The organism is Actinomyces faecalis (assembly GCF_013184985.2).
In the GTDB taxonomy this organism is placed as follows: Bacteria; Actinomycetota; Actinomycetes; order Actinomycetales; family Actinomycetaceae; genus Actinomyces; species Actinomyces faecalis.
Genome location: NZ_CP063418.1, coordinates 1257061 through 1283806, shown reverse-complemented (window position 1 = coordinate 1283806; position 26746 = coordinate 1257061). Strand labels below are relative to the sequence as shown.

Below are 26746 nucleotides of genomic sequence, written 5' to 3'. Positions count from 1 at the left end.
GGCCTGGTCCTGGCTCATGCCCAGTCCCGGCTCCCGGTGCTCACGACCCCGGGAAGAGCCTGGAGAGACTGGGCCCGCAGGGCTGTCACGCCGTCAGCGCTCTCCACCGTCCCGCGCACGAGGACCGCCGTGGCTCGTCTGCCTACGTGCCGGTAGCGCTTCCACATCCCTGCCGAGCAGATGACGTTGAGCAGGCCGGTCTCGTCCTCGATGTTGAGGAAGACGGTCCCGGCAGCCGTGTGCGGACGCTGACGGTGGGTCACGACCCCTGCCACGCAGGCTCGCACTGCGTTGCCCAGGCTCGGCAGGCTCGCCACCTCCACGACGCCGTCCTCCGCCAGCGCGCCGCGCAGGAAGGCCAGGGGGTGGGTCTCGGTCGACACCCCCGTCAGCCGCAGGTCAGCGGCGTGGCGCTCCTGCGGCGTCATCTCGCGTAGGACGGGGGCCGTGGCACCCACGGCCGTCCCCGGAAGCGGCGGCTGGTACCACGCCGTGTCGCACCCCGGACCCGTACGCAGCCGCCCGTGCTCACCAGCCAGGGCGCCGGCTGACCACAGAGCCTGACGTCGGGTGACTCCGAGGGAGGCCAGGGCTCCTGCCGCCGCCAGCGTCTCCAGGTTCCTGCGACTGAGCCTGACCCGTCGCGCCAGGTCGGTGACGTCGGCGTAGGCCCCGTACCTCTCGCGCTCGGCCACGATCGCCTCAGCGAGCTCGTCCCCCAGTCCCTTGAGCGGTGCCAGCCCCAGGCGTACCGCGAGGTCAGGACGGGTGTCCAGGCTCGTCAGAGGCGTCGCGGCCGTCAGGCTCGGTACCTCAGCCTGACGTCCCGAAGCCCCTTCCTCACCTGCACCTGCCTCAGTCTCCTGAGTCAGCGTGCCCGGGACCACTCTCTCCACGGTGGCCTGGGCCTGGGAGCGGCTGACGTCCGCAGCCAGGACCTGGACGCCGTGGCGACGTGCGTCCGCCACCAGGGTCTGGGGGGACCAGAACCCCATAGGCTGGGCCGCCAGGACCCCGGCGTAGAAGTCCTCGGGACGGCGCACCTTGAGCCAGGCCGAGGCGTAGACCAGGTAGGCGAAGGAGAAGGCGTGGGACTCCGGGAAGCCGAAGTCGGCGAAGGCCCGCAGCTTGTCAAAGACGACCTCGGTGGTACCCTCGTCGATCCCTCGTCCCCTCATCCCCTCCACCAGCCGGGTGCGCAGGGCCTCCATACGCTCCACCGAGCGCTTGGCACCCATGGCCTGACGAAGCTCGTCCGCCTCGGCAGGGGTGAAGCCGGCTGCGTCGACGGCGATCTGCATCAGCTGCTCCTGAAAGAGCGGGACCCCCAGGGTCTTCTCCAGTGCCGGGCGCAGCAGGTCGTGGAGGTAGTCCGGCTCCTCCCGTCCCAGCCTGCGACGGATGTAGGGGTTGACGGCGTCTGCCTGGATCGGGCCGGGACGGATGAGGGCGACCTCGACGACGATGTCGTAGAACTTCTGAGGCCGCAGACGCGGAAGGGTCGCCATCTGGGCGCGTGACTCAACCTGGAAGACCCCGATCGTGTCCGCCGCCTGCAGCAGCCGGTAGACCGCAGGGTCCTCCTCCGGCAGGGTGTGCAGCCCCCAGCTCCTGCCCACCTGGGCCGGGCGCAGGATCCCGCCCCTCTCGTTACCGCCCAGGTCAGGCACCTTCTCCCCTCGCTCGTCAAGCGTGGTGAAGGCCAGACGCAGAGCGGTGAGCATCCCCAGCCCCAGCAGGTCGAGCTTGACCAGGCCAGCGGCCGCGCAGTCGTCCTTGTCCCACTGCAGGACGCTGCGTCCCTCCGTCGCGGCCCAGCGCACCGGGCACACCTCGGTCACAGGCTGAGCCGCCAGCACCATGCCACCGGAGTGGACCCCGAGATGACGAGGCAGGCGCAGGAGGCGGTCCGCCACCTCGAGCACCTGACCAGGGACCTCCTCGTACCTCTGCCCGCCGTCCCCACGTGACCACCCGTGCTCGATCGACCGGGCCCAGGCGTCCTGAAGCCCCGCGGGATGTCCCAGGGCACGAGCGGCGTCGCGCACCGCTGAGCGAGGTCGGTAGGAGATGACGTTGGCGACCTGGGCGGCACGGTGACGCCCGTACCTGCGGTAGACGTACTGGATGACCTCCTCGCGCCGACAGGCCTCGATGTCAAGGTCGATGTCCGGGTAGCCAGCACGCCCGGGCGACAGGAAGCGCTCAAAGAGCATCTCGTGCCGCACCGCGTCCACCGCCGTGATCCCCAGCGCGTAGCAGACGGCGGAGTTCGCGGCCGACCCACGCCCCTGGCACAGGATGCCGGACTCCTCGCAGAACTCCACGATGGAACGGACGATGAGGAAGTAGCCAGGAAACCCGAGGGACTCGATGACCTCCAGCTCGTGGTCCAGCACCTCCCAGGCGTGCGGGTCCTGCTCACGCGTGCCATAGCGCCTCAGCGCCCCTCGACGGGTCAGCTCCCGCAGCCAGCTGGACGGGGTGTGCCCCGGCGGGACCTCAGGAGCCGGCAGGTCAGGAGCCACGAGTGCCAGGTCGAAGGCCAGGTCGCGGGCGACCTCCGCCGTCGTCTCCACAGCCTGCGGGGCACGGCGGTGCAGCCGCGCCATGTCCGGCCCGCTGCGCAGCCACCGCCCGATCGCCGGGAGGTGGCCGCGCGCTCCCTCGAGGTCCGTTCCCAGACGGGTCGCTGTCAGGACGTCCGCCAGGCGAGAGTCTGCCGGCCGGGCGCAGCGCACGGCACCCGTGGCCAGCAGGGGCAGGTGGTGACGAGTGGCCAGGTCCCTCAGGGCCTCAGTAAGGGCAGCGTCCGTCGGCCCACCGCTGAGCGTGATCTCGACGGCGACGCCGTCCGGCCCCAGGAGCTCCACCATCCGGCCCAGACAGGCCTCGGCGGCACGAGCGTCCCAGGTATAGGGTCGAGCGGGGTCCCCCAGGGCCCGTCGCAGCGGGCCTCGGGCGGTGCCGGTCAGGACGAGGCAGGAGGAGGAACACGGCGTCCCTGTCCCTCCCCGCAGCGCCTGGGCCAGGTCCTCCAGACGGTGCGCCGGCTCCTGGCGCCGTCCGGCCGCCAGGTTGTGCCGGGAGACGGCGGCAACCAGGTGCCGGTAGCCCTCAGGCCCGCGGGCGAGCACCGGCAGGTGGGTGCCGTCAGCCATGGTCAGCTCGGTGCCGTGCACCGTGGGCAGACCGTGGCGGCGTCCGGCCTCAGCGTGCTTGACGACGCCGGGCATGCCGTCATGGTCAGTCAGGGCCAGCGCCTCCAGACCGAGCGTGACCGCGGCAGCCACCAGGTCCTCCGGCTCGTTGGCGCCGTCAAGGAAGGAGTAGGCCGAGTGGGCGTGCAGCTCAGCGTAACGAGTATCGAACACGTGTACACAGTAGCGGGAGGGTGCGACACGTACCGATGCCGTCCGGAGAGAGCGTCAGACACCACAGCCTCACCACTCGAACCGTGTACGAGCCCTCACCGGCAGACCGCTACGGTAGGCCCAGCACCTGACAGGCCTGCGCACGCACCGCCGTCGGCCCACCGTCCCCCATCATGAGGTCCTCATGCCCGACCAGCCCTCACCCGCCACCACGGCACCGACCACACCTCCCTCCACCGACGCCAGCACCAGCAGCGAGGGGCTGCGCCGCTCCCTGCGCTCGCGGCACCTGACGATGATCGCCATCGGCGGGGCGATCGGTACGGGGCTGTTCGTGGCCTCGGGCGCGACGATCTCCCAGGCGGGTCCGGGCGGGGCGCTCGTGGCCTACGCAGCGGTAGGAATCATGGTCTGGCTCATCATGCAGTCCCTGGGCGAGATGGCCGCCTACCTGCCCGTGGCCGGCTCCTTCGGCGAGTACGGCACCCGGTTCGTCTCCCCGTCCTTCGGCTTCGCCATCGGCTGGAACTACTGGTTCAACTGGGCCATCACCATGGCAGCCGAGCTCGTGGCCGCCGCGCTGGTGATGAAGTACTGGTTTCCCCACACCCCCTCGATCGTGTGGTCAGCCCTGTTCCTGCTCGTGCTCTTCGTCCTCAACGCCCTGTCCGCACGCGCCTACGGTGAGGGCGAGTTCTGGTTCGCGGCGATCAAGGTCACCGCCGTCATCGTCTTCCTCGTGCTGGGCGTGCTCATGATCGCCGGGATCCTCGGTGACTCCCCCGGTACCGCCGCGTGGACCGACGGCGCCGCCCCCTTCGTCGACGGCCCCAAGGGCATCCTCATCGTCCTGCTCGTGGCCGGCTACTCCTTCCAGGGCACCGAGCTCATCGGCACCGCGGCAGGCGAGGCCGAGCACCCCGAGACCACGATCCCGCGCGCGATCCGCACCATCTTCTGGCGCATCCTGCTGTTCTACATCGGCGCCATCGCCGTCATCGGCTTCCTCATCCCCTATACCGACCCCAACCTTCTGTCCTCCTCAGAGACCAACATCGCCGTCAGCCCTTTTACCCTGGTCTTCTCCAAAGCCGGGATCCTGGGGGCCGCAAGCATCATGAACGCCATCATCCTCACTTCGGTGCTCTCGGCCGGCACCTCGGGCCTGTACGCCTCGACCCGGATGCTCTTCGCCCTGGCCGAGAACGGTCAGGCGCCCCAGTTCCTGCGCAGGCTCTCGCGCCACCAGGTTCCGATGAACGCGTTGGTGGCCACGACCCTGGTGGGGCTGGCCGGCTTCATCACCTCACTGGTGGGAGACGGCCGCGCCTACGAGTTCCTTCTCACGGTCTCAGCGCTGGCCGGCTTCATCACCTGGGCCGGGATCTCCTGGTGCCACTGGAGGTTCCGTGCCGCCTTCAAGGCGCAGGGGCACAGCCTGGACGAGCTGCCCTACCGGGCACGCTTCTTCCCCGCCGGAGCCGTGGTCGCGCTCGTGGCCTGCCTGGCGATCATCGCCGGCCAGGCCTATGAGCCGGTGGTCTCAGGTGCCTCATTCAGCGAGATCCTGCTGCCCTACGTCGGGATCCCGGTCTTCTTCGCCCTGTGGTGGGGACACAAGCTCGTCACCAAGGCCCCCACCGTCGACCCGGCGACGGCGCAGCTAGGCCGTGGCTGACAGGCTGCCACCGGCCTCCAGGTAGCACTTGCCGCACAGGGACTCGTACGTCACGTCCGCACCGTCGATCGCGATCTGGGCACCGTCGAAGACGAAGTGGTCGCCGACCTTGCGAGCGTTGAAGATCGCCTTGCGCCCGCAGCGGCAGATGGTCTTGAGCTCCTCCAGGGAGTGCGCCACCTCCATCAGGCGACGGGAGCCAGGAAAGCTCACGGTGCGGAAGTCGGTGCGGATGCCGTAGGCCAGGACCGGAAGGTCGTCCACGAGCACCAGCTCCATGAGCTGGTCCACCTGCTCCGGGGTGAGGAACTGTGCCTCGTCCACGAGCACGCAGTCCACACCCTGGCGGGCCGCAGCCGCCGGGTCGGCCGCCCGCTCCCCCAGCGCCAGGCGGCGTACCAGGAGGCGGACGTCGTCCTCGGGCGAGACGAGCAGGTCCACCTTCCGGGCCACCCCGAGGCGTGAGACCACGGTGTCATCACCCTTGGTGTCGATCCCGGCCTTGATGAGAACGACCTTCTGGTCGCGCTCCTCGTAGTTGTAGGCGGTCTGGAGCAGGCCCGTGGTCTTGCCGGAGTTCATCGCGCCGTAGCGGAAGTAGAGCTTGGCCATGGATCTGCGTCTCCGTCCTGATGAGCGCCGTGGAGCATGCCGGGCAGGCACCGGGAGGGATGCTACCCGGCCAGGTACCTCCTCTGGCCGGTCACCGTGCCGGCCACGCTTTCAGGAAGCGTCCAGGACGGTCCGTGAGGATCGCGAGCCATGACCGGCCAGCCACCCCGCCAGCACGCCGCACGCTCCACGCCCGCGCGCCAGGACCCGGCGGTCGCTGCCCGCAGGCCCCCGCGCTCCCTCGCCCCGGTGCTCGCGGCCGGGGCCGCCATCGCGCTGGCAGCCTTTGCCGTGCTCGCCGACGGAGCGGTCAAGGGTGACGACCTGTCGACCTACGACCCGTCCGTGACCGGCTGGATGGTCGCCTCGCGCAGGGGGTGGCTGACCGACCTGGCGTGGATCGCCACGCACCTGGGTGGGGCACTGAGCCTGACGGTCATCACCGTCGTGGCCGCGGTCGCCTTCGTGTGGACGGGCCGCCGGCGCCACGCCGTGGTGCTCGTGGCTGCGATGGCCTCCTCCTCCCTCGTCACGGTGGTGCTCAAGCTGCTCTTCGCCCGCCAGCGCCCCTCCATCGAGCTTCTCCTGGGAGACCCGGCCTCCACCTTCTCCTTCCCCTCCGGGCACTCCTTCAACTCAGCCGTCATGGCCGGAACGCTCGCGGGCTTCGTCGTCTTCTCCCAGGTCTCGCTACAGCGCAGGATCCTGGCTGGGGCCCTGGCGGTCCTCATGGCAGGAACGGTTGGCCTGTCCCGCGTCTACCTCGCCTACCACTGGCTCACCGACGTCCTGGCGGGCTGGTCGCTCGCAGTGGCCTGGCTCTGCCTGGCAGCGCTCCTCGTGCTCTGGACCGGACGGCTCAGGCCAGCACGAGCGCAGCCAAGGTGAGTACAGCCGTCCCTACCAGGATAAGAGAGGAGAGCAGGGTTGTTAGGTGGTGACGACGTCGTCGAGGTCTGAGCGGGCGGTGCCTGACAGGGGAACGTCGAAGTCGGTCATCGCGGCCATCCACTTAGCAAAGGAGTGGTCCCCACGCTCACGCAGCTGACGATACAGCTCAGTGGCCAGCTCACGACGCACCTGGTCATAGACCGGCGAGGTATACACATTCGTCATCTCACTAGGATCACGACGCAGGTCGTACAGCTCGTTGACCGACTCCGGAGACACCACCAGCTTGTACTCACGAGTCCGCAGCATCCTCTGCTGAAGAGGAAAGTGGTGACCATGGAACTCACACACAATGTCCTGACGCCACCCACTAGCCTCCTGCCCCCGCGTCAGCTCCAGGATCGACCGCCCGTCACGCACCAGAGCAGGATCCAGCCCCGCGATCTCCATGATCGTGGCAGGCAGGTCAATCAACGACACGAACGCGTCCGACCGCCCCACCCTCGACACCCCAGGAACCCGAGCGATAAAAGGCACGTTATAGATATCGTCATACATCGCCGGACCCTTGTCATTCATCCGGTGCGCACCAGTGAACTCACCATGGTCAGCAGTAAAGAACACCGCCGTGTCCTCCAGCACACCCAGCTCACGAGCCACGTCCAGGATCCGCCCGATCTCAAAGTCAATCATCGCCACGTACCCCCAGTACACAGCGACCAGCTTCCTCCACTGCTCGTTACTGAACGACGAGGTAGACCAGTAGGTCGCGTAATTCGACTGAATCGGAGGCTTACCAACAAGCGAGTCACCAAAGCTCTCCGGCAGCACCACCACACCCGGATCAATCAGGTCAAACCACTCATCAGGCAGGAAGTAAGGCAGATGAGGCCCAAAGAAGTGCACGTCAAGACAGAACGGACGACCCTCCTCCCTCCACTGCCCCGCGTACTGACGCAGCCTCTCAATCGCCCGGTCCGCCAGGAACCGCTCAAACGTCGCCTCCTCAGGCTGATCCAGCCGCGCAGCGATCACATGACCAGGCCTACCCCCCGGCAACCTGCCACGCCACAAGTCGTGCGCCCGCACCGGCGGCAGACCCTTGTCCTCCAACCAGGCCACGTACTCCTCGTTAGCAACCGGGTTCTCCGCCCCCCAGAACGTGTCGTCATCAGCCCCAAACGCCCCCGGAAGATTCTCACCACAGTGGTACTTACCCACGATCCCCACGTTGTAACCATGATCCGCCAGCTCACGCGTATAGGTCCACGCCCCCAACGGGATCGCCGTCCGGTAAGCAATATTCCACTCCGGATTCGCCAGCACCTGATGACGGATCGGCAGAGTCCCCGTCATCAACGACGCACGAGCCGGAGTACAGATCGCCGTCGGAGTAAACGCATGCGTAAAAGCAAACCCCTCCCGACCCAACCCATCAAGCACCGGAGTACAAGCAAAAGGATTACCCAGACACCCAATCGTATCCACACGATGCTGATCAGTCATCAACACCAAAACATTACGCGCCCTGGAGTCCTCGTTCTCGCTGCCAGTACGTGTGGTGCGCGCTGACGACAGTGCCATCAAGATCAGTCCTCAGATGCAGAAGATCGGCGTTCAGGATGTGGTCAGCGGCTCAGCCAGGGCCGTGCCGTAGCCGGCCGCCGCCAGGACGACGGACTCGTCCCGGACCAGCTCACCCAGCTCCTCCGGCTCAGCCTCCTGCCCCCAGAAGGCCTTGGCCGCCACGGCCAGCAGGCGTGGGAAGAGCTGACGGTGCAGCTCTGCACGGTCGGTGATGAACTCGCACCACGCGGCCGCCTGGATGCCCTGGAGCCGGTCGTCATCGGGCAGGGGCAGGCCCAGGATGTCCTCGACCGAGATCGCTCCGTTCATCGTCACCGGGCGAGCGGTGTCATGACGAGGGTCAGGGTCTGCGACCCGGTTGAGATAGAGCAGGTCCGCGTCGCAGAACACCCAGGGGTGCCCGCTGGAGGCAGCGGTGCTGACCCCCTTGCCCTCACGCCAGCCGAAGACGAGCTCGTCGCCGTCCAGACCGGCCTCGACGGCCTCGTCCCACACCCCGGCGCGCCGGCCGCGAGAGGCCAGGACCTCATGAGCTCGGCGCATAAAGACCTGCTGGAGAGCGTGCCCGTCAGGAACCTCGTGGGCCGCCATCCACGCCTGCGCCTGGGGGTTGGACTCCCAGTACTCGACGTCGCACTCGTCCCCGCCCACGTGGATGACCGGGCTCGGGAAGAGGTCGCAGACGGTCTCCAGGGCGGCTGTGATGAAGTCAAAGGCCTGCTGGCTGGGCCACAGGAGGTCGTTGCGCACCCGAGCACGCCTGGCACCGGGCCAGCCGCTGAGGTCAGCACCCACTGTCGAGGGGTTGCCCAGCTCGGGATAGGCACTGATCGTCGCCTCGGCGTGGCCTGGGAGGTCGATCTCCGGAACGACCTCGATCCCGAGCTCATGCGCCCGCTCGACCACGCGGCTCACGTCCTGGGCGGTGTAGAAGCCGCAGTTGTTGAGGAAGGGTGCGCGGGCCTGGTACCGCACCAGGTCCCGGGGCGGGACGTTGGTGTACTCCGCGAAGCCGTGGCGCGGCTGCTGCGCCGCCACCTCGGTCAGACGGGGGTAGCCCGGGACGTCCAGGCGCCATCCTGAGTTGTCCGTCAGGTGCCAGTGCAGACGGTTGAACCCGTAACGGTGCATCAGTTCCAGGACCTCCAGGACCGTGTCGACGGTCCAGAAGGTGCGTGAGGAGTCCAGCAGCAGCCCTCGCCAGCCCATCGCTGACTCGTCCCTGCTCCTGCCCAGGCGCCGGGCGCTCTCGGCCCCGTTGACCAGGCTCGCAGGAAGCCCCGCAGGAAGGTAGTCGTAGGTCACGCGGCCGGTCGGTGTCGTCGTTCTCATCTCTGCCTCACCCCTTGACGGCGCCGCCGACGGTGGACTGCCCCAGACGCTTCTGGATGATGACGAACATGATGATGACGGGAACCGCCATGAGCGTGGCACCGGCCATGACGCCTCCCCAGTCGGTGTAGCCGAGGTCGGAGGCCTGGAAGCTCTGCAGCCAGATCGGCAGCGTCACGGAGGTGTTCCGGGACAGGACGATGAGAGCGAGGGTGTACTCGTTCCAGGCGAAGAGGAAGGCGAAGACGGAGGTGGCCACGATACCCGGCAGCAGCAGCGGCAGCGTGATCCGGAAGAAGGCAGTGAGCCTGGAGCATCCGTCGATCTGGGCAGCCTCCTCCAGGTCCACGGGGACGGCGTCGACGTAGCCACGCATCATCCAGGTGATGAAGGGGACGTGCGTGCCGATGTAGAGCATGGCCAGACCGATGGGCGAGTTGAGGAGGTTGAGGGAGTTGAGCATCTGGTACTGGGAGATAAACAGCGCCTCGGCCGGCACCATCTGCACCACGAGGACGGCGATGATCATCGCCATGCGTCCCCGGAAGCGGTAGCGCGACAACGAGAAGGAGAACAGCAGCGCCAGGGTCGTGGCGAACACGACCGTCACCAGCGCCACCGTCAGGGACATCCGCATCGCCGCCCAGAAGCTGGGGTCAGACAGGACCTGGCGGAAGTGGGCCAGGGTCCCCTCGTGGATGACCAGGTGGGGAGGGCTGGCAAGGAGGGACTCGTCAGCCTCGAAGGCGGACTTGACCATCCAGTAGACCGGGACGAGCCAGATCAGCGCGATGACGACCGCGCCCAGGCTCGCTCGCCGCTCGGCGCCCCTGGTTGCTGAACGGCCTCGGGACCGGGACCGAGCCGGAGAGACGGTAACAGCGCTCATCGGACGTCTCCTCCTCGAAGCAGCATGCGCAGGTAGCCGGTGGACAGCAGGAGCGTCAGGATGAGGATGACCATGGCCAGGGCAGAGGCGACGCCGTAGTTCCCCTGCGAGATTCCCAGCTGGTAGACGTAGGTGCCCAGGAGGTTGGTCTCGGTGCTCACGCCGCCGGACTGCTGCAGCACGTAGATCTGGGTAAAGACACGCAGGTCCCAGATCACCTGCAGCACTGCCATGAGGCCGATGACCGGGCCTGCAGCCGGGATGAGGACGTAGCGGGTGATCTGGTGCTGACGCGCACCGTCCATGTTGGCGGCCTCCAGCACCTCGCCAGGGACCTGCGCCATCGCGGCATAGATCGAGATCGTCGCCAGGGGCACCGACGCCCAGGTAATGATCATCGAGGCGATGAGGAAGAAGGTCCAGTAAGAGCCTGACAGCCAGTTGTGGCCGGCCACGTCCAGACCCAGACGCGTGAGCAGGTAGTTGACAGGACCGTAGTGGGGATCGATCAGCCACAGCCAGACCGTCAACGAGGCCAGGGCCGGCATGCCCCACACGATGATGAGGGAGGTGTTGAGCACTCCCCGACCGGTGGCTCCCGAGCGCAGGAGGAGGACGGCCAGGAGGACGGCCAGCACCATCGTCGATCCCGCGGTGAAGGCGCAGAAGGCCAGGGACTTGGCGAAGACCTGCCAGAAGTAGGCGTCGGTGAGAATCGCCTTGTAGTTCGCCAGACCGACCCACTCGGGAGCCGCTCCGAACTGCTGGGCCAGCCCGAACTCCTGGAAGGACATCACCAGCTGACGCACCATCGGGTAGCCGACAGACACCAGGACGGCGAGGATACCAGGTGCCATGAGCAGGTAGGGGATCGAGCCCCGACGTAACCGCGCCGGGCGTAGCCGGCCTGTGCCGGCTCCAGAGCGCGTGCGAGAGAGGTTGTGCACTGTCGTCCTCGTTCTTCGGGCGGCCGTCGCGGTGGGCCGGTACCTACCAGCCCACCGCGTCGGTGCCGTGGTGGTCAGGCCTTGTTGAGAACGGTGTCGAGCTTGGCGTCCAGCTCCTTGGCCAGGGCCGCGACGTCGTCGCCCCGGGCGATCTTGCTGAAGAAGTCCTGCAGGGAGTTGTCGCCGATGATCGAGCCCCAGGCCGCGGTGTTCGGGGTGAGCTTGGAGGCCTCGATGACCTCGCCAGAGATCTCGCCGAAGGCACCGGTGACCTTGTCCGCGTAGGTGGTGTTGCCAGGTGTCCACCCGTTGGCTGCGATGAGCTCCTGGAAGCCCTGGGAGTAGATGATCTCCAGGACGCTCTGAGCAGCCTGGGGGTGGAGCGCCTTGGCGGCCACCGAGACGCTGGAGCCGCCCGCGAAGGTCGCACCGACCTTGCCCGGCGTGGTGGACGGGAAGGGCATCACGGCGACCTTGTCCGCGTCCCACAGCTCCTGGCTGATCTTGGTCCCGATGTTGCCGGTTCCGATGACGATCCCGACCTTGCCCTCGTTGAAGGGCTGCTGGAGGTTCTTCTGACCGTCCGTGGAGTCGTTGGCGTAGGCGGTGCCGTTGAGGAAGATGTCCTGGATCTGCTTCAGCGCGGCCTGGCTGTCCTTGCTGGACAGCTGTCCCTTCCAGGTCCCGCCCTCGTTGACGGCGTAGTCGCCGCCGGCGGCGAAGAGGTAGGACTCCACGCCGTGGATGTCGACGGCGGCCAGGTACATCCCGGTAAAGCCCTCGGTCCCCTCCGGGTTGGCCTTGGTCAGGTCGATCACGGCCTGGTGCAGCTCGTCGATCGTGGTGGGCTCAGCGATGCCGGCCGCCTCGAAGAGGTCCTTGCGGTAGTAGATGCCGCGTGCGCCGGCGTACAGCGGAAGGGCGTACCTCTTGCCCTCGTAGGTGCCGGCCTCGATAAAGGACTGGATGAGCTTGTCACCACCCAGGTCGCCGTACAGCGCGTCCGAGATCGGGGCGAAGGCACCGACCGAGGTGAAGACGGAGGACTGGGTGTTGCCGGTCTCGACGATGTCAGGAGCCTCCGTGTCTGAGGCCAGCGAGGTCTGCAGCTTGGAGATGATGCCGTCCCACTGCTGGATCTCGATGGAGATCTCCTTGCCGGGGTTGGCCTTGACGTACTCCGACTCCAGGTAGGCGATGGCCTCGTCCGAGATGGAGTCCTGCATGAACCACACGCGGACGGGACCCTCAGCGTCGGAGGCTGAGCCGGAGGACGTGCCTGAGCCTTCGTTTCCGCCTGAGCAGGCAGCCAGCACGGCCGGGGCAGCAACAGCGGCGAGGGAGAGCTTGAGGAAAGATGAGCGCTTCATTGCGGTACTTCTCCATGTACGAGGTGAGGAGCTGTGGCGGCCCAACACGGACAACCATGTGACAAGTGTGGCCCCCACCCCCCAAGTTGTCAAGTTTCTTAACAACCTTTCTTTAAGCAAGTAACTTCCTTGAACTAAATTGCTCTCGCAAGGTCACGCTCTTGCTAGACTGCGTGCCAGCAGGTCAGGCGCCAGACAAACAGGAGGTGTCCGTGCTGCCACTGACGTCCAACGAGGTACGACTGCTCAGGTACCTCGTCACCGACGGCCCGACCCAGCGCGCCGAGCTCGCACGGCGCCTGCAGGTCTCGCGCGCTACCGCCTCCAACCTCACCAGGACCCTCATGGCTGCGGGTCTCGTCGAGACCGATCCCAGTGACCCCGACTCCGGACGTCCTCCCGTACGCGTGACCGCCAGCGCCGGGCTGCTCGCCTCCATCGTGATCGGCCACCACGAGACGAGCGTGTGCGTAGCAGGCCTGGACGGCCGAGACACCCGCAGCGCGGTGGCTGCCCCGGAACCCGATGCAGAGGCTCGTGGCAGGCTGCTTCAGGCCGTAGCCCTGCTGAAGGAGCTGATGCCGACCTCCCCGTCCCTCCAGGCCGGCGAGGTCGCCTCCCCGCTGCTGTGCCACGTCGCCGTCCCCACCCAGTGCGACGCGCGCACGGGCAGGGTCTTCCCCTCTCCCGCCTCACAGGCCTGGATCGGCGTCAATCCCCTCAAGATCACCAGTCAGGCTCTGGGCTGCCCCGTCGTCATCCAGAACACCGCCCGGCTCTACGGGTACACCGAGCACCTGGACTACACCCAGCACCACGGTCACGCCCCGCACTCGACCTGCTCAGTCACCCTGAGCCAGGGTGCCGCGATGGGGTACGTAGCCAACGGCCGCATCATGGGCGGGGCGAACGGAGGCAGCGGTGAGCTCGGCCACACCATCGTCGTACCAGGAGGTCGCCTGTGCGCCTGCGGCAACCACGGCTGCCTGATGCAGTACGTCTCCGTCCCGGCCCTGGAGGCTGCGCTGCGTGAGGCCGGTGAGACAGAGGACCTCGCGACGGTCCTGTCCCTGCACGAGCAGGACCTTGCCCCGTCGACCGCCCAGGTCCTCCGCGAGGCAGGCCATCTGGCAGGCCTGGCGCTGGCCAATCTCGCTAACCTCCTCGACCCTGGACTCATGGTGATCGGTGGCGAGGTAGGAAGCCCTGACGGGCTCCTGGCCCGGGAGCTGCTGGAGACGCTGGAGCGCAACACCCTGCCCCTGGTCTCCACCACGATGAGGGTTCGACAGGCCCAGGCCTCAGGTGACCCGGTCACGGTAGCCGCGGCCGCCGTCGACAGCCTGCGCCACGACAGCGACACGATGACCCGCCTGTGCGCGCAGCTGGTCGAGGGCTCACGCTAGCCCTGCCCGCCCGGGCCCGACCTAGTAGTACACCCCGTCAACCCACCACCCTCCAGAACGTACGAGGAGAAGCGGTGGTCCTGTCTCAGGAACTACCTGCAGGTAGGCACGTCTGAAGGGACCTTGCTCCTGCCACCACCCCTCGTCCACCGGCCACGGCCCCGCCCAGGCACGCACGGCAACCTCGTCCTGCACCGAGGCCCCGACAGCTCCCAGGTCTCCCAGCACCTGCAGCCTCTGGGGATCCGCCCCCAGCTGCCCCTGAGCATCTACCTGAACCTCCTGTCCCTGACGATCACGTAACCGGGCCGGGACCGCAGACGCCGGAACGAGCGCCGGCGAGGGAGACGGCAGCCTCCCTTCCCACGCCGCCTCCCGCCCACGCCCGGCTTCTCGCAGCACGTCGCGGTCCGCCTCGCCCCAGGCGAGGAGACGTCCTCGTGAGCGCGGGTCACGCCCAGGCACCACCACCGGAACCCGGACCCCGCCCGCACCGAGCAGCGACTCCACCCGCTGCGCCGCGCGGTGAGCGCGGCGTCTCGGCTCCTCGTCCGGCCCAGGCCACAGACCAGCCTGCATGCTACCGGCAGCACTGAGCTCAATCGCCGTCAGCACGAGCCGGACGAGGGCCGAGGCCGGCCGCTGGTCCACGCCCCCGTTCATCCACCCGTCCAGCTGCCAGCGGACCCGGTCAGTCAGCTCAGCAGCGCTCGGAGCCGCCTCCAGCAGCCACTCCCGCGAGAGGCACCCACCGTCCTCGCAAACGGCCTCCACACGCAGCCGCCCTGCCGCCAGCCCTCGTCCCAGGAGCTGACTGACCAGGTTCTCAGCAAGATGACGCGCCGCGAAGGCTGCCATGTCAGCCCGGTGCACGGGCGGGTCCAGGTTGGCGACGACCTCGATGTCCGCCTGTGGCCGCGTACCGCGGGGAACGGCCCACGAGCCGCCGCTCGCCAGCCGGTGGACCCGCTGCCCCACCACGCCGAAGCGGGCCGAGACAGCAGCCTCGGAGAGCTCAGCCAGCTCACCCAGACGCCGGATCCCGAGTCGCGAGAGGGCCTCCAGCAGCTCGCGGGCCTCCTCCCGCTCATCCCTGGTAGGCAGGGCTGACAGGACGGCAGACATCGGCCAGGGCGCGAGAAAGTCTGCCACCTGGCCCGCAGGGACGATGACGCCGCTGCGGGCCGCCAGGACGGCTCCCAGGAGAGAGTCAGCGATACCGACCAGGCACTCCACCCCCGTCTCCTGGACCACAGCCTCCACCAGCGACTCCGCGACCTCCTCCTCGCTCCCCATCCACCGTGCCGGTCCTCGCGCCCCGCACAGAGCGAGTCCGGGGCGAGCGACGACCGGGTCGGCCAGGACCGTGGACACAGCCTGCATGACCCGCTCAAAGCCTCGCGCCTCACGCTCTGGCTGGGCGGGCAGGACGACAAGCTCGGGGCACAAGGACCTGGCCCGCCGCAGGCGCGTCCCCACCGTGATCCCGGCAGATCGCGCACGGGGAGAGGCCGAGACCACACCATGGCCTCCGACGACGGCCACAGGGGCCACGGCAGGGTCCGGGAGCGTGCCAGGACGTCGCTGCAGCTCCAGGCTGAGCGCGGCAACCGGCCAGTCCGGGACCCAGACGGCCACCAGGCGTGGAGGTGCAGGAGTCCGGGTCACGACGCCCCTCCCTCGATGAGGGCCAGGGCAGGCCTGCTCCGCGTCCCACCCTCAGGACCTGGCGCTTCCGCTCCCTCCACGTACAGCCCCTGCGGACCGAGCCTCAGACCTGTCACCGCGCCGCTACGAGGGTCACGCACCCGCCAGCCCAGACCGGTGAGGTACCCCGCCGGCACCTCCTGAGCAGCACAGGGCTGCTCCCGGAGGACACGAACGACCTCACCGGTACCACAACCTGTCAGGTGAGCCTGTACCTGGCGCCCGCCCTCCCACTCCCCCTGAGCCAGGACCAGGACACCGCGCTCCCGTGCCCGAGCCTGGAGGGCACGCCGGGCCTCCCTCCTCAGTCCCTCACACGAGCCGGAGGTCAGGACCACTACCTCAACGCCGTCAACCAGGGCACCGAGGACAGCGGGCAGGAGAGCACCACGGGCACCCGCACCCGTCTCACTCAGAGGAACCACCAGAGTCCGTTCCAGGGCCAGCCCCGCCTCGGCAGCGGCGCACCACCCCACGTCCTGGCCCCCGACGACGGCGCACCACCCGTGCGCCGCCTGCCTCCTCGCAGCCAGCGCCAGCAGGAGCCAGAGGGACCCTCGCAGACAGAGCACCCCGCCCCATCCTGCATCCAGGTCACGCTCCAGGGCCTGCCAGGCTCCGAGCAGGGGCAGGCTCTCGGGCACCTGCACCGAGGAGGCCGACGCAGCCCGACCGGCCCCCGAGGCCGCACGACGTAGCGCACGCTCACCCACGCTGCTCACGCCAGCACGCCGCTCCGCCTCCTGCAGGGCCTGACGGGCGCGCTCCAGACGCTGCCCCGCCCCTGCCCTCTGAGCCGGTACAGGCATCACACACTCCTTTCGAACACGTGTCCACTGTCGTGGGGGAAGAGTAGCGCGACACCGCGACAGAAAAAACGTCCCCAGACACCACCCAGGTTTCTGTCACACCTGCCGTCTACAGTGGCCCGTGCCCGGCCTGGACCAGCCCTGCGCTCCCGTCCAGTCCCTGGCCACCAGTGCCTGCACCAGCCACACAGCACACAGGAGGTTCCCGTGACAGCAGACCTCAGCCGCCGCCGTCCCCCGTTCCCTTACGACCACCTACCGCAGGTGGAAGGATTCACCCTGGCCTCCGAGGACCTCCACGAGGGCGAGGAGATGGACCTGCGCCTGACCGCGATCGGCGAGAACGTCTCTCCGGAGCTGCACTGGTCCGGAGCCCCGGAGGGAACCCGCTCCTACGTCGTCTCCTGCTTCGGCCCTGACGCCCCCAGCCCTGCCGGCTTCTGGCACTGGACCGTCGTGGACCTGGACGCCAGCGTCACCCACCTGCCCCAGGGCACCGGAGAGTCGGACCTCCAGCTCGACGGCGCCGCCTTCCACGTCCGTAACGACGCCGGCCCCCACGCCTGGTCCGGTCCCTGCCCTCCGGCCGGGGACGGCGCGCACCGCTACGTCTTTGCCGTCCACGCCCTGGACGTGGACACCCTGGGTCTGGACGACGAGGCCTCAGCCTCCGCCGTCGCCTGCCAGGTGTCTCACCACAGCCTCGCCCGCGCGGTCCTGACCGCGACCTACACCGTTCCCGGCGAGCAGGACACCACCACCTTCCTGAAGGAGGCACTGTGAGCACAGCCCGTCGTCGTAGCGAGGCCTCTTCCCTACCCGCCTCCCGCACCGGGACACGTTCCGGCACACGCTCGGGCGCCCAGGCCACCCGAGGCTCGCACGGGCGCCACCAGCGCCGTCACCTCGCCCTCGTGACCGGCGCGACCTCCGGCATCGGCCTGGCCGTGGCCCGTGACCTGTCCCGGGACCACGACCTCGTCCTGCTCGCACGCAGCGAGGCTGACCTGACCGAGCTGGCGATGGTCCTGTCCGAGGAGAACGGGACCGGGGTGCGCACCCTGGCCGTCGACCTGACTGACGACGCAGCCCTCGCAGAGGCCGTCGCCACGCTCAAGGTCACGGGCCTGGACGTCCTGGTCCACTGCGCCGGCGTTGAGCACTCGGGCCCGGTGGAGCACACCGACCCCTCCCGCTGGCGCCAGGTTCTTGACCTGAATCTGGTGAGTGTGGCCTACCTGACCAGCCTGCTCCTGCCGGCACTGCGCTCCGCACGGGGCCTGGTCGTCATGATGAACTCCGGCGCCGGGCTGCACACCTGGCCCGAGCAGGCGCTGTACTGCGCCTCCAAGCAGGGGCTCAAGGCACTGGCCGAGGCCTTGCGCGAGGAGGAACGCGGCTGCGTACGCGTCACCACGATCTACCCGGGCCGGGTGGACACCCCGATGCAGAAGCGGATCCAGAAGGGCAAGGGGGCCAGGTACCGCGCCAAGGACCACATGGCCGCCACCTCTGTCGCCGCCGCGGTACGCCTTGCCGTCGACACCCCGCTGGACGCCGGCGTCGAGGACCTGTCCATCCGCCCCGCCGGGATGCTCTAGGGGCTTGAAACGTGCTGAGGCCGTCCTCTCCGACGATCTCAGTGCCCTCCTGGGAAACCCAGTGAGCGCCAGGCCTCGTAGAGCCCCACAGCAGCCGAGTTAGCCAGGTTGAGTGAGCGGTTGCCCTCCACCATCGGGATCCGTACCCGCTGGGTGACCCGGGGATCAGCCATGATCTCCTCAGGCAGGCCGGTGGGCTCAGGACCGAACAGCAGCGCGTCGTCGTCACGCCACTCGACCTCGGTGTACAGGTGCGGGGTGTGGGCCGTGAAGGCAAGGACCCGCCCCGGCACCTCCTCCAGGCACTCCTGCCAGGTGGCGTGCACCCGCGTGCTCGCCAGGTCGTGATAGTCCAGACCGGCACGACGCAGCTTGGCGTCATCCATGTCGAACAGCGGGTCCACCAGGTGCAGCATTGAGCCGGTGTTGGCGGACAGGCGGATGGCGGCGCCGGAGTTGCCAGGGATACGAGGCTCGAAAAAGATCACGTGCAGCACGTGGCACATCCTGCCACGTGCGGCACGCGACCACTCGCCGGGGTGCGAGCCTCTCAGCTCGCACCAGACCGGCCACCCCGTACCAGCCCAGGCAGTCCAGGACGATACTGAGCCCCCTCGCTCATCGTGGGGCGGGTGATGACGGCGTCACGCGCTCCCTCACGTCCGCCCTGGACACGCGTGACACGAGCACCGGTCAGGACGGGAGGGCAACAGAGTGTCCCGGTGGGCGGCGACCATGCCGCCGACCACGCGTTTCATTTCCTGGCCCTGTGCCCAGGCGCAAGGCCCCGGCTCCTAGACTGCCGGTCGCCAGCCCCGGTACCTGGCCGGGCCTGCCCGCGACAAGGAGCTCCGATGAGTGACGAACGACGTGATCCCGCAGTGGTCCTGGGCGAGGAGGTCGGATGGCTCCGCGCCCTGGATCACCCTGAGCTGCTCGCCCCTGCCGTGGCCGAGTGCCTCACAGCGCTGGAGCGGACCCAGCCTGAGCTCGCCGGTCAGGCCCGCGTGTGCGAGATCGACCCCGCTCTCAGCGACACCGACGTCTTCAACGAGCGCTTCCGCCTCGACCCGGAGGCCACGGGTAACTGTGTCCTCGTGGCTGGCAAGCGGGCAGGCGAGCGTCGTACAGCCGCCTGCGTCGTCAGGGCCAGCGACCTCGCTGACGTCAACCACGTGGTCAAGAGGCTGCTGGACGTCCGCAAGGCCTCCTTCCTTCCCCAGGAGCAGGCCGTGGAGATGTCAGGGATGGAGTACGGCGGCATCACACCGTTAGGGCTCCCTGCCTCCTGGCGCCTGCTGGTGGACGCCCAGGTGGCGGCGCGCGAGACGGTCCTCATCGGCTCAGGTGTCAGGGCCTCCAAGCTGCTGGTCCCCGGCACGCTCCTGGCCAGCCTGCCGACGGCGGAGGTCACGCCGGGCCTGGGCGTCACCCCAGGCTGAGGACCGGGACCCTGCTTCGGGGGTAGTCGGCGGCCCTCACCAGACATGCTGGTGAGGGCCGCCGACTACCCCCGGCTGCTACCGCTCGCCGGCCAGGCCGCGCAGGACGTACTGCAGGATGCCGCCGTGACGGAAGTAGTCAGCCTCTCCAGGAGTGTCGATACGCACGACGGCCTCGATCTCCACGGTGCGTCCGTCCCCCTTGTCAGCACGGACCGTGACGGTCCTGGGTGTCACGCCGTCGTTGAGGGCCGTGAGCCCTGTGACGCTGAAGGTCTCGGTACCGTCCAGCCCCAGGCTCTCGGCGCTCTCGCCAGCCGGGTACTGCAGCGGGACCACGCCCATGCCGATGAGGTTCGAGCGGTGGATGCGCTCGAAGGACTCGGCGATGACCGCCTTGACCCCCAGCAGCGAGGTCCCCTTGGCCGCCCAGTCACGCGATGATCCCGAGCCGTACTCCTTGCCACCGAGCACCACCAGCGGGATCCCGGCCGCCTGGTAGGCCTGAGAGGCGTCAAAGATCGACTCCTGCTCACCGGTGAGGAAGTTGCGGGTGTACCCGCCCTCGACGCCGTCGAGCAGCTGGTTGCGTAGGCGGATGTTGGCGAAGGTTCCCCGGATCATGACCTCGTGGTTGCCTCGGCGCGAGCCGTAGGAGTTGAAGTCCTTGCGCTCGACCCCGTGCTCAGCCAGGTAACGGCCCGCCGGCGAGTCGGCCTTGATCGCACCGGCAGGTGAGATGTGGTCCGTGGTCACCGAGTCGCCTAGCTTGGCCAGCACCCGGGCCCCCTCGATGTCCTCCACCGGGGTCAGCTCCATGGTCAGTCCCTCGAAGAAGGGGGCCTTGCGCACGTAGGTCGACTCCTCGTCCCAGGCAAAGGTCTCCCCCCGCGGCGTCTCCAGGCTGCGCCAGCGCTCGTCGCCGGCGAAGACGTCAGCGTAGCCGGAGGTGAACATCTCCCGGTCGATCGTGGCGTCGATGGTCGCCTGGACCTCGGCCGGGTCGGGCCAGATGTCGGCGAGGAAGACGTCCGTGCCCTCGCTGTCCTGGCCGAGCGGCTGGGTGGCGAAGTCGAAGTCCATGGTCCCGGCCAGCGCGTAGGCGATGACCAGCGGCGGGGAGGCCAGGTAGTTCATCTTGACGTCGGGGTTGATACGTCCCTCGAAGTTGCGGTTGCCCGAGAGCACTGAGACCACGGCGAGGTCAGCGTCCTGCACGGCCTGGGACACCTCCTCCGGCAGGGGCCCGGAGTTGCCGATGCAGGTGGCGCAGCCGTAGCCCACCACGTTGAAGCCCAGCTCGTTGAGCGCCGGCCACAGCCCGGCCTTGGCGTAGTAGTCGGTGACCACCTGGGAGCCCGGCGCCGTGGAGGTCTTGACCCACGGCTTGCTCCGCAGGCCCTTGGCCACGGCGTTGCGGGCCAGCAGGCCGGCCGCCACCATGACCGAGGGGTTGGAGGTGTTCGTGCACGAGGTGATCGAGGCGATCGCCACGTGCCCGTGGTCGAGCTCGGTGCGGGTGCCGTCGGCCAGGACGACGGCGGTGGGCTTGTGGGGGGCGTCGGCGTAGGTCGGCAGGACCTGAGCGAAGGCCTCCTTGGCCCGGGACAGCTCGATGCGGTCCTGGGGACGCTTGGGGCCGGCGATCGAGGGCACCACCGTCGACAGGTCCAGCTCGAGGTACTCGGAGTAGACCGGCTCGCGCGCAGGGTCGTGCCACAGGCCCTGGGCCTTGGTGTACTCCTCGACGAGCCGCACCTGGGCCTCGTCGCGACCGGTCAGCCGCAGGTAGTCCAGCGTGACGTCGTCGATGGGGAAGATCGCGGCGGTCGAGCCGAACTCCGGGCTCATGTTGCCGATCGTGGCGCGGTTGGCCAGCGGCACCGCCGCCACGCCCTGACCGTAGAACTCCACGAACTTGCCCACCACACCGTGCTGGCGCAGCATCTGGGTGATGGTGAGCACGACGTCGGTCGCCGTGGCACCGGCCGGGATCTCGCCGGTCAGGCGGAAGCCGACCACGCGCGGAATGAGCATGGACACCGGCTGGCCCAGCATGGCGGCCTCAGCCTCGATACCGCCCACGCCCCAGCCCAGCACGCCCAGGCCGTTGACCATCGTGGTATGGGAGTCCGTACCCACGCAGGTGTCCGGGTAGGCCTGGAGGACCTCGTGGCCCTGGTCGTCCTTGACGCTGCGGGTGAAGACGGTGCGTGCCAGGTACTCGATGTTGACCTGGTGGACGATCCCCGTGCCCGGCGGGACCACGCGGAAGCTCGACAGCGCCCCCTGCCCCCAGCGCAGGAACTGGTAGCGCTCGGAATTGCGCTCGTACTCGCGCTCCTTGTTGCGTTCCAGCGAGCTGGCCAGTCCGAAGGAGTCGATCTGGACCGAGTGGTCGATGACCATCTCGGCCGGGGCCAGCGGGTTGATCACGCTCGGGTCCCCGCCCAGCTCGGCCACGGCCTCACGCATGGTGGCCAGGTCCACGATGCAGGGCACGCCCGTGAAGTCCTGCATGACCACGCGCGCAGGCGTGAACTGGATCTCGGTGCTCGGCTCGGCCGCCGGGTCCCACTGAGCCAGCGCGCGCACGTGGTCAGCCGTCACGTTGGCGCCGTCCTCCGTGCGCAGCACGTTCTCGGCCAGGACCTTGAGCGCGTAGGGAAGCCGCTCCAGGCCCGGTACGGCGTCCAGCCGGTAGATCTCGTAGCTCGTCCCGTCCACCTGGAGGGTCGAGCGGGAGTGGAAGGTGTCGAGACTCGTCATCGTCGCTCCTGTCACGCTGGTGAGGAGGCCGACGACGGCGTCGTGCGCCGCCGCCGGCTCTCGGGCCACGGCTCACGTTAGACGACGACGCGTCACATGGTGGGAATATGAGTGACCTCAGCCTCCAGGACCTCAGTCCCGAGACAGGACCGCCAGGGTCTCGAAGTGGTGGGTGTGGGGGAACATGTCCAGCGAGCTCATGCTGGTCAGCGAGTACCCCCGCGCCAGGAAGGCCCCCAGGTCCCGCGCCGCGGCCGCGGGGTCGCAGGCCACCAGGACCACACGTCGTGGGCCCAGGTCCGCCACGGCCTCGACCACCACGCGGCCGGCACCCTTGCGCGGCGGGTCCAGGACGACGACGTCAGCGGCCTGGTCACCTGCCTGGCCGAAGCCCGCGCCGAGCTCAGCCACGGCGGCGGGCGTGACCCGCCCTGCGAACAGGTGGGCGCCCGGGAAGGCGTGCAGGTTGCGACGGGCGTCGCGCACCGCCTGCTCGCTGCCCTCCAGGGAACGCACCTGGGCGCCCAGGCACGCCAGCGGCAGCGTCAGCAGCCCTGCACCGGAGTAGAGCTCCAGGACCTTGAGCCCCTCGGCCCGCACAGCACCGGGCCGGGCGGGCGAGCCCTCCAGCCTCCCGGTCAGCGCGCCGCGCACGACCCGCTCCACCAGGACGCTCGGTGCGTCACGGTGGACCTGCCAGAAGCCGTCGGCGTGCACGCAGTAGCGCAGCTCTCCCAGCCCCAGGCCAGTGGCGTCGACGACCTCCTCCACCCGCTTGCGGCCGATCGGCTTGCCCCGGGCTGAGTAGACCTGGCCGTCCACGACCACCACCGGCTCTCCCCCGCTGGGGCCCACCGCGCTCAGGCGGCCGCCGCTGCGTGCCAGGTCCCGCCAGCAGCGGCGCTGGGGCAGTCCCAGCTCCTGGATCTCCCGCACGGCCAGAGGCAGCGTACGGACGGCCCTGACCTCAGCGGAGCGGAAGCCGTGCATGCCCAGCTGCCCGTCCGTCGTCGTCTCCAGGGACACACGGGTACGGGTGGCCGTGCCGGCCCGGTCGCGCACGCGAGCGTCCGCGCTGGCCTCAGCCTCCTGCTCACTCGGCATCGCCTCCACGGCCACGCCCGCCCGGCCGCTGACCTGTCCTGCCACGGCGGCGACGGCGTCGGCCACCTCCTGCCCGCCCACTCGCCGCAGGCAGTCAGCCAGCACCCACCGCTTCCAGGTGCGCTGAGCCGGAAGGGCCACGTGGGACAGCTCCCCGCCGCCCACGCCCTGGGCACCGGCTTCTGCCCAGGCCGGGCGCACGCGGTCGGGGGAGGCCGAGAGAACCTCCACCGCCTCGGCCCGCCATGTCCTGGAGGTCTTCTGCGTCATGACCGCTCGTACGGTCTCACCGGGCAGGGCGTGCCGGACGAAGACGACGTGCCCGTCGGGCTCACCGACCGGCCGTGCCACGCAGTGGCCGCCGTGAGCCGGGGCCCCGACGGCGAGGATGATCTCCTCACGAGCAGCGGTCATCTCACTTCTCCTTGCGCTCAGGACTGGGGCCAGTGCCTGCGGCCGGTGCCAGGCGCCTGGCCGAGGCACGGCGGGCTGCGACGTCGGCGTCCGGGATCCCGTGTGGGACGGTCGCCCGGCGACCGTGGTGGATCGAGGACTCCCCCGGCAGGCCCAGCTGCCAGGGTACCGAGGCGACGACGACGCCCGGTGTGAACAGCAGCGCCGTCTTGATCCGCAGAGCGGTCTGGTTGTGCAGGACCTGCTCCCACCAGTGGCGCACGAGGTACTCGGGCAGGAAGACGACGACGAGGTCACGCGGCGACTCACGCCGTACGTCGCGGACGTAGACGGTCAGCGGCCTGACGACGTCCCGGAAGGGCGAGTCCAGCACGGTCAGCGGCACCGTGAGCTCGGCCTCCTCCCAGTCGGCCAGCAGACGGTCGGCCCCGCCGTCGCCGGTGTCCACCGTGACGGCCTCGATCGAGGTGGGGTGGGTGGACTGGGCGTAGGTCACCGCCCGCAGGGTGGCCTTGTGCAGGCGCGAGACCGGCACGACGGCGTGGACACGAGCCGGCAGGACGCGGGAGTCGTGCAGGTCGGCCACCGCCAGCTCGGAGGAGACGCGGGCGTAGTGCCCACGGATCGCCGTCATGAGCAGGTAGAGCAGCGCCATGATGGTGAGCGTGATCCAGGCACCGCGGGTGAGCTTGGTGGCCAGCACGATGAGCAGGACCAGGCCGGTGCCGGCGACGCCGACGGCGTTGACCACGCGTGAGCGACGCATGCGGGCACGCACCCGGGGCTCTGTGGCCGTGGCCAGCTCACGGGTCCAGTGGCGGACCATCCCGATCTGGGACAGGGTGAAGGAGATGAACACCCCGACGATATAGAGCTGGATGAGCCGGTTGGTACTGGCCCCGAATCCCACGATGAAGGCCACGGCCCCCAGCCACAGCACGATGATGCCGTTGGAGTAGGCCAGGCGGTCCCCGCGCTGGGAGAGCTGACGGGGAAGGAACTCGTCGCGTCCCAGCACGCTGGCCAGCACCGGGAAGCCGTTGAAGGCGGTGTTGGCCGCCAGGACGAGAATAAGGCCCGTCACGGCCGTCACGAGGTAGAACATCGGCTTGAAGCCGGAGAAGACGGCGGCTGCGACCTGACCGATCACCGGGTCCTGGTGGTACCCCGGTCCCAGTGGCCGGCCGTCCTGGAGCAGGTCGGTGGCCGGGTCCTCGACCATGTGCACGCCCGTGGCACCTGCCAGGTGGATGATGCTCATGAGCATCAGGGCCGCGATGGCTCCGAGCATGAGCAAGGTGGTCGCGGCGTTCCTGGACTTGGGAGGGCGGAAGCTGGGCACGCCGTTGGAGATCGCCTCGACCCCGGTCAGGGCCGCGCATCCTGAGGAGAAGGCACGCAGGACGAGGAAGGCCCCGGCCAGCCCCGTCAGCCCCTGGTCCCAGCCCTCCTGGGCGACGACCTCGTAACCGGCGCTAGGTGCCTGCCCCAGGGAGCCGGTGACCTCCTGGACCAGTCCGGTCACCGCCATGGTCCCGATCGCGGCCATGTACAGGTAGGTCGGCACCGCGAAGGCGCCACCTGACTCGCGAGCGCCGCGCAGGTTGAGCAGGGCCAGGACCGTGACCACCGCGACGGCGATCTCAACCTTGTAGGGCGCCAGGGCGGGTACGGCCGCAGCCAGGTAGCCGGCTCCTGCGGACACCGAGACAGCCACGGTCAGGACGTAGTCGCTCAGCAGTGCCGAGGCCACAGCCAGACCGGCTCTGGGCCCCAGGTTGGTGGAGACCACCTCGTAGTCCCCTCCACCGGAGGGGTAGGCGTGGACGGTCTGGCGGTAGGAGGCCACGACCACCACGAGCACGCCCACGACGGCCAGCGCGATCCACGGGGACACAGCAGTCGCCGCCACGCCAGCCACCGCCAGGGTGACGAGGACCTCGTCCGGGGCGTACCCGACCGAGGACAGCGCGTCAGAGGCAAAGACCGGCAGGGCGATCCGCTTGGGCAGGAGGGTCTCGCCCAGCGCCTGGCTGGGAACCGGACGACCGACGAGGATCCGCTTGAGGCGGTCGGCGAAGTCACGCACGAGGCAGCAGCCTACGTCCGAGGTCGTGGCGGGCCAAGGGTGGGAGTACCGTTCGCTGCGTGCACTTCGTCATCATGGGGTGCGGCCGTGTGGGAGCCACCATGGCGACCCAGCTGGACCGCAAGGGCCACTCCGTGGCTGTCATCGACCAGTCCTCCGAGGCTTTTCGGCGCCTTCCTGCCGAGTTCCAGGGGCGCAAGGTCAAGGGCCTCGGCTTTGACCGCGACGCGCTGGAGCAGGCCGGCATCGACGAGGCCTACGCCTTTGCCGCCGTGTCCAACGGGGACAACTCCAACATCGTGGCTGCGCGCGTGGCACGAGAGACCTTCGGCGTCGAGCACGTCGTGGCCAGGATCTACGACGCGCGGCGGGCCGACGTCTACGAGCGGCTCGGTATCCCCACCGTGGCCACCGTCCGCCAGACCGCGGACCAGATGATGCGCCGTCTGCTTCCCGGCGGCACCGCGCGCGAGGTCGAGGACCCCTCAGGCACGGTCACCCTCGCCCAGCCGGACGTGTGCCAGGCCTGGGTAGGCACCGCCGTCGGTACCATCGAGGAGCGGCTGGGCCTGCGCGTGGCCTGGGTCTCGCGCGGTTCCGCCGCCCTCGTCCCCACCGCCACCACGCTCCTGCAGGAGCACGACCGTATCCACGTCGCGGCCCTGACCGAGCGCCTGTCCTCGATCCAGCGCGCCCTGTCCCGCCCCTGGCCCCAGGAGGCCTGA

20 protein-coding genes are annotated in these 26746 nt (G+C 69.0%); 7 read left to right on the top strand and 13 right to left on the bottom strand.

Annotated elements, in window-relative coordinates; all coding sequences use genetic code 11:
* Positions 1–14: 14 nt before the first annotated feature.
* Positions 15–3374 (bottom strand): error-prone DNA polymerase, encoded by a 3360-nt coding sequence (locus HRL51_RS05460; RefSeq protein ID WP_172192521.1) that lies wholly within the window; start codon positions 3372–3374, stop codon positions 15–17.
* Positions 3375–3558: 184 nt separating this feature from the next.
* Here HRL51_RS05460 and HRL51_RS05455 point away from each other — a divergent pair, with 184 nt between their 5' ends.
* Positions 3559–5052 (top strand): amino acid permease, encoded by a 1494-nt coding sequence (locus tag HRL51_RS05455; RefSeq protein ID WP_172119962.1) that lies wholly within the window; start codon positions 3559–3561, stop codon positions 5050–5052.
* Here the strand turns inward: HRL51_RS05455 and HRL51_RS05450 are convergent.
* Positions 5038–5664, bottom strand: a complete 627-nt coding sequence (locus HRL51_RS05450; RefSeq protein WP_172119961.1) for a thymidine kinase — start codon at positions 5662–5664, stop codon at positions 5038–5040. The genes HRL51_RS05455 and HRL51_RS05450 overlap by 15 nt on opposite strands.
* A gap of 150 nt (positions 5665–5814) precedes the next feature.
* On the opposite strand from HRL51_RS05450, the gene HRL51_RS05445 reads away from it, so the two are divergent.
* Positions 5815–6552 carry a phosphatase PAP2 family protein gene (locus HRL51_RS05445; RefSeq protein WP_172119960.1) on the top strand — a complete coding sequence of 246 codons (738 nt, stop codon included), beginning with the start codon at positions 5815–5817 and terminating at the stop codon, positions 6550–6552.
* Positions 6553–6594: 42 nt separating this feature from the next.
* Here the strand turns inward: HRL51_RS05445 and HRL51_RS05440 are convergent, their stop codons facing one another.
* The 5 genes from HRL51_RS05440 to HRL51_RS05420 all read right to left on the bottom strand — a co-directional run bounded on the left by HRL51_RS05440 (position 6595) and on the right by HRL51_RS05420 (position 12680).
* A complete protein-coding gene (locus HRL51_RS05440; RefSeq protein ID WP_194256550.1) occupies positions 6595–8139 on the bottom strand; it encodes a sulfatase family protein in 1545 nt (514 codons plus the stop codon).
* A 33-nt stretch (positions 8140–8172) separates the two neighbouring features.
* On the bottom strand, positions 8173–9474 hold the full coding sequence (locus HRL51_RS05435) for a family 20 glycosylhydrolase (protein ID WP_172120670.1): 1302 nt from the start codon (positions 9472–9474) through the stop codon (positions 8173–8175).
* Positions 9475–9481: 7 nt separating this feature from the next.
* On the bottom strand, positions 9482–10363 hold the full coding sequence (locus tag HRL51_RS05430; protein ID WP_172120671.1) for a carbohydrate ABC transporter permease: 882 nt from the start codon (positions 10361–10363) through the stop codon (positions 9482–9484).
* The gene (locus tag HRL51_RS05425; protein ID WP_244960246.1) at positions 10360–11310 is read right to left on the bottom strand and encodes a carbohydrate ABC transporter permease; all 951 of its coding nucleotides are present in this window, start codon (positions 11308–11310) and stop codon (positions 10360–10362) included. The genes HRL51_RS05430 and HRL51_RS05425 overlap by 4 nt, the downstream gene beginning before the upstream one ends.
* Positions 11311–11384: 74 nt before the next feature.
* Positions 11385–12680 carry an extracellular solute-binding protein gene (locus HRL51_RS05420; RefSeq protein ID WP_235954375.1) on the bottom strand — a complete coding sequence of 432 codons (1296 nt, stop codon included), beginning with the start codon at positions 12678–12680 and terminating at the stop codon, positions 11385–11387.
* A gap of 212 nt (positions 12681–12892) precedes the next feature.
* On the opposite strand from HRL51_RS05420, the gene HRL51_RS05415 reads away from it, so the two are divergent.
* Positions 12893–14086: an ROK family transcriptional regulator gene (locus HRL51_RS05415; RefSeq protein ID WP_172120672.1), complete on the top strand. Its 1194-nt coding sequence runs from the start codon at positions 12893–12895 to the stop codon at positions 14084–14086.
* A gap of 21 nt (positions 14087–14107) precedes the next feature.
* On the opposite strand, the gene HRL51_RS05410 is transcribed toward HRL51_RS05415, so the two are convergent.
* A complete protein-coding gene (locus HRL51_RS05410) occupies positions 14108–15754 on the bottom strand; it encodes a DNA polymerase Y family protein (protein WP_172120673.1) in 1647 nt (548 codons plus the stop codon).
* Positions 15751–16602 (bottom strand): hypothetical protein, encoded by an 852-nt coding sequence (locus tag HRL51_RS05405; protein ID WP_172120674.1) that lies wholly within the window; start codon positions 16600–16602, stop codon positions 15751–15753. The genes HRL51_RS05410 and HRL51_RS05405 overlap by 4 nt, the downstream gene beginning before the upstream one ends.
* A gap of 207 nt (positions 16603–16809) precedes the next feature.
* Here HRL51_RS05405 and HRL51_RS05400 point away from each other — a divergent pair, with 207 nt between their 5' ends.
* Positions 16810–17385, top strand: coding sequence for a YbhB/YbcL family Raf kinase inhibitor-like protein (locus tag HRL51_RS05400; RefSeq protein WP_172193132.1), 576 nt, complete (start codon positions 16810–16812; stop codon positions 17383–17385).
* The gene (locus HRL51_RS05395; protein WP_172120676.1) at positions 17382–18203 is read left to right on the top strand and encodes an SDR family oxidoreductase; all 822 of its coding nucleotides are present in this window, start codon (positions 17382–17384) and stop codon (positions 18201–18203) included. The genes HRL51_RS05400 and HRL51_RS05395 overlap by 4 nt, the downstream gene beginning before the upstream one ends.
* Before the next feature lie 38 nt (positions 18204–18241).
* On the opposite strand, the gene HRL51_RS05390 is transcribed toward HRL51_RS05395, so the two are convergent.
* Positions 18242–18700, bottom strand: coding sequence for a tRNA (cytidine(34)-2'-O)-methyltransferase (locus tag HRL51_RS05390; RefSeq protein ID WP_172120677.1), 459 nt, complete (start codon positions 18698–18700; stop codon positions 18242–18244).
* Positions 18701–19057: 357 nt separating this feature from the next.
* On the opposite strand from HRL51_RS05390, the gene HRL51_RS05385 reads away from it, so the two are divergent.
* Positions 19058–19645: a YbaK/EbsC family protein gene (locus HRL51_RS05385; protein ID WP_172193130.1), complete on the top strand. Its 588-nt coding sequence runs from the start codon at positions 19058–19060 to the stop codon at positions 19643–19645.
* A gap of 78 nt (positions 19646–19723) precedes the next feature.
* On the opposite strand, the gene acnA is transcribed toward HRL51_RS05385, so the two are convergent.
* The 3 genes from acnA to HRL51_RS05370 all read right to left on the bottom strand — a co-directional run bounded on the left by acnA (position 19724) and on the right by HRL51_RS05370 (position 26021).
* Complete coding sequence (acnA, locus tag HRL51_RS05380; RefSeq protein ID WP_172193118.1) at positions 19724–22414, bottom strand: aconitate hydratase AcnA; 2691 nt, start codon at positions 22412–22414, stop codon at positions 19724–19726.
* A gap of 132 nt (positions 22415–22546) precedes the next feature.
* Positions 22547–23932: a class I SAM-dependent RNA methyltransferase gene (locus HRL51_RS05375; RefSeq protein WP_172193116.1), complete on the bottom strand. Its 1386-nt coding sequence runs from the start codon at positions 23930–23932 to the stop codon at positions 22547–22549.
* Between the two features lies 1 nt (position 23933).
* On the bottom strand, positions 23934–26021 hold the full coding sequence (locus tag HRL51_RS05370) for an APC family permease (protein ID WP_172193114.1): 2088 nt from the start codon (positions 26019–26021) through the stop codon (positions 23934–23936).
* Between the two features lie 59 nt (positions 26022–26080).
* On the opposite strand from HRL51_RS05370, the gene HRL51_RS05365 reads away from it, so the two are divergent.
* Positions 26081–26746, top strand: a complete 666-nt coding sequence (locus HRL51_RS05365) for a potassium channel family protein (protein WP_172193104.1) — start codon at positions 26081–26083, stop codon at positions 26744–26746.

Bases quoted from the DNA above. Each gene is read 5' to 3' on its own strand.
- HRL51_RS05445 (WP_172119960.1), top strand. From the start codon at position 5,815: ATGACCGGCCAGCCACCCCGCCAGCACGCCGCACGCTCCACGCCCGCG.
- HRL51_RS05455 (WP_172119962.1), top strand. From the start codon at position 3,559: ATGCCCGACCAGCCCTCACCCGCCACCACGGCACCGACCACACCTCCC.
- HRL51_RS05450 (WP_172119961.1), bottom strand. From the start codon at position 5,664: ATGGCCAAGCTCTACTTCCGCTACGGCGCGATGAACTCCGGCAAGACC.
- HRL51_RS05385 (WP_172193130.1), top strand. From the start codon at position 19,058: ATGAGTGACGAACGACGTGATCCCGCAGTGGTCCTGGGCGAGGAGGTC.
- HRL51_RS05430 (WP_172120671.1), bottom strand. From the start codon at position 10,363: ATGAGCGCTGTTACCGTCTCTCCGGCTCGGTCCCGGTCCCGAGGCCGT.
- HRL51_RS05440 (WP_194256550.1), bottom strand. From the start codon at position 8,139: ATGGCACTGTCGTCAGCGCGCACCACACGTACTGGCAGCGAGAACGAG.
- HRL51_RS05405 (WP_172120674.1), bottom strand. From the start codon at position 16,602: ATGCCTGTACCGGCTCAGAGGGCAGGGGCGGGGCAGCGTCTGGAGCGC.
- HRL51_RS05375 (WP_172193116.1), bottom strand. From the start codon at position 23,932: ATGACCGCTGCTCGTGAGGAGATCATCCTCGCCGTCGGGGCCCCGGCT.
- HRL51_RS05420 (WP_235954375.1), bottom strand. From the start codon at position 12,680: ATGAAGCGCTCATCTTTCCTCAAGCTCTCCCTCGCCGCTGTTGCTGCC.
- HRL51_RS05435 (WP_172120670.1), bottom strand. From the start codon at position 9,474: ATGAGAACGACGACACCGACCGGCCGCGTGACCTACGACTACCTTCCT.
- acnA (WP_172193118.1), bottom strand. From the start codon at position 22,414: ATGACGAGTCTCGACACCTTCCACTCCCGCTCGACCCTCCAGGTGGAC.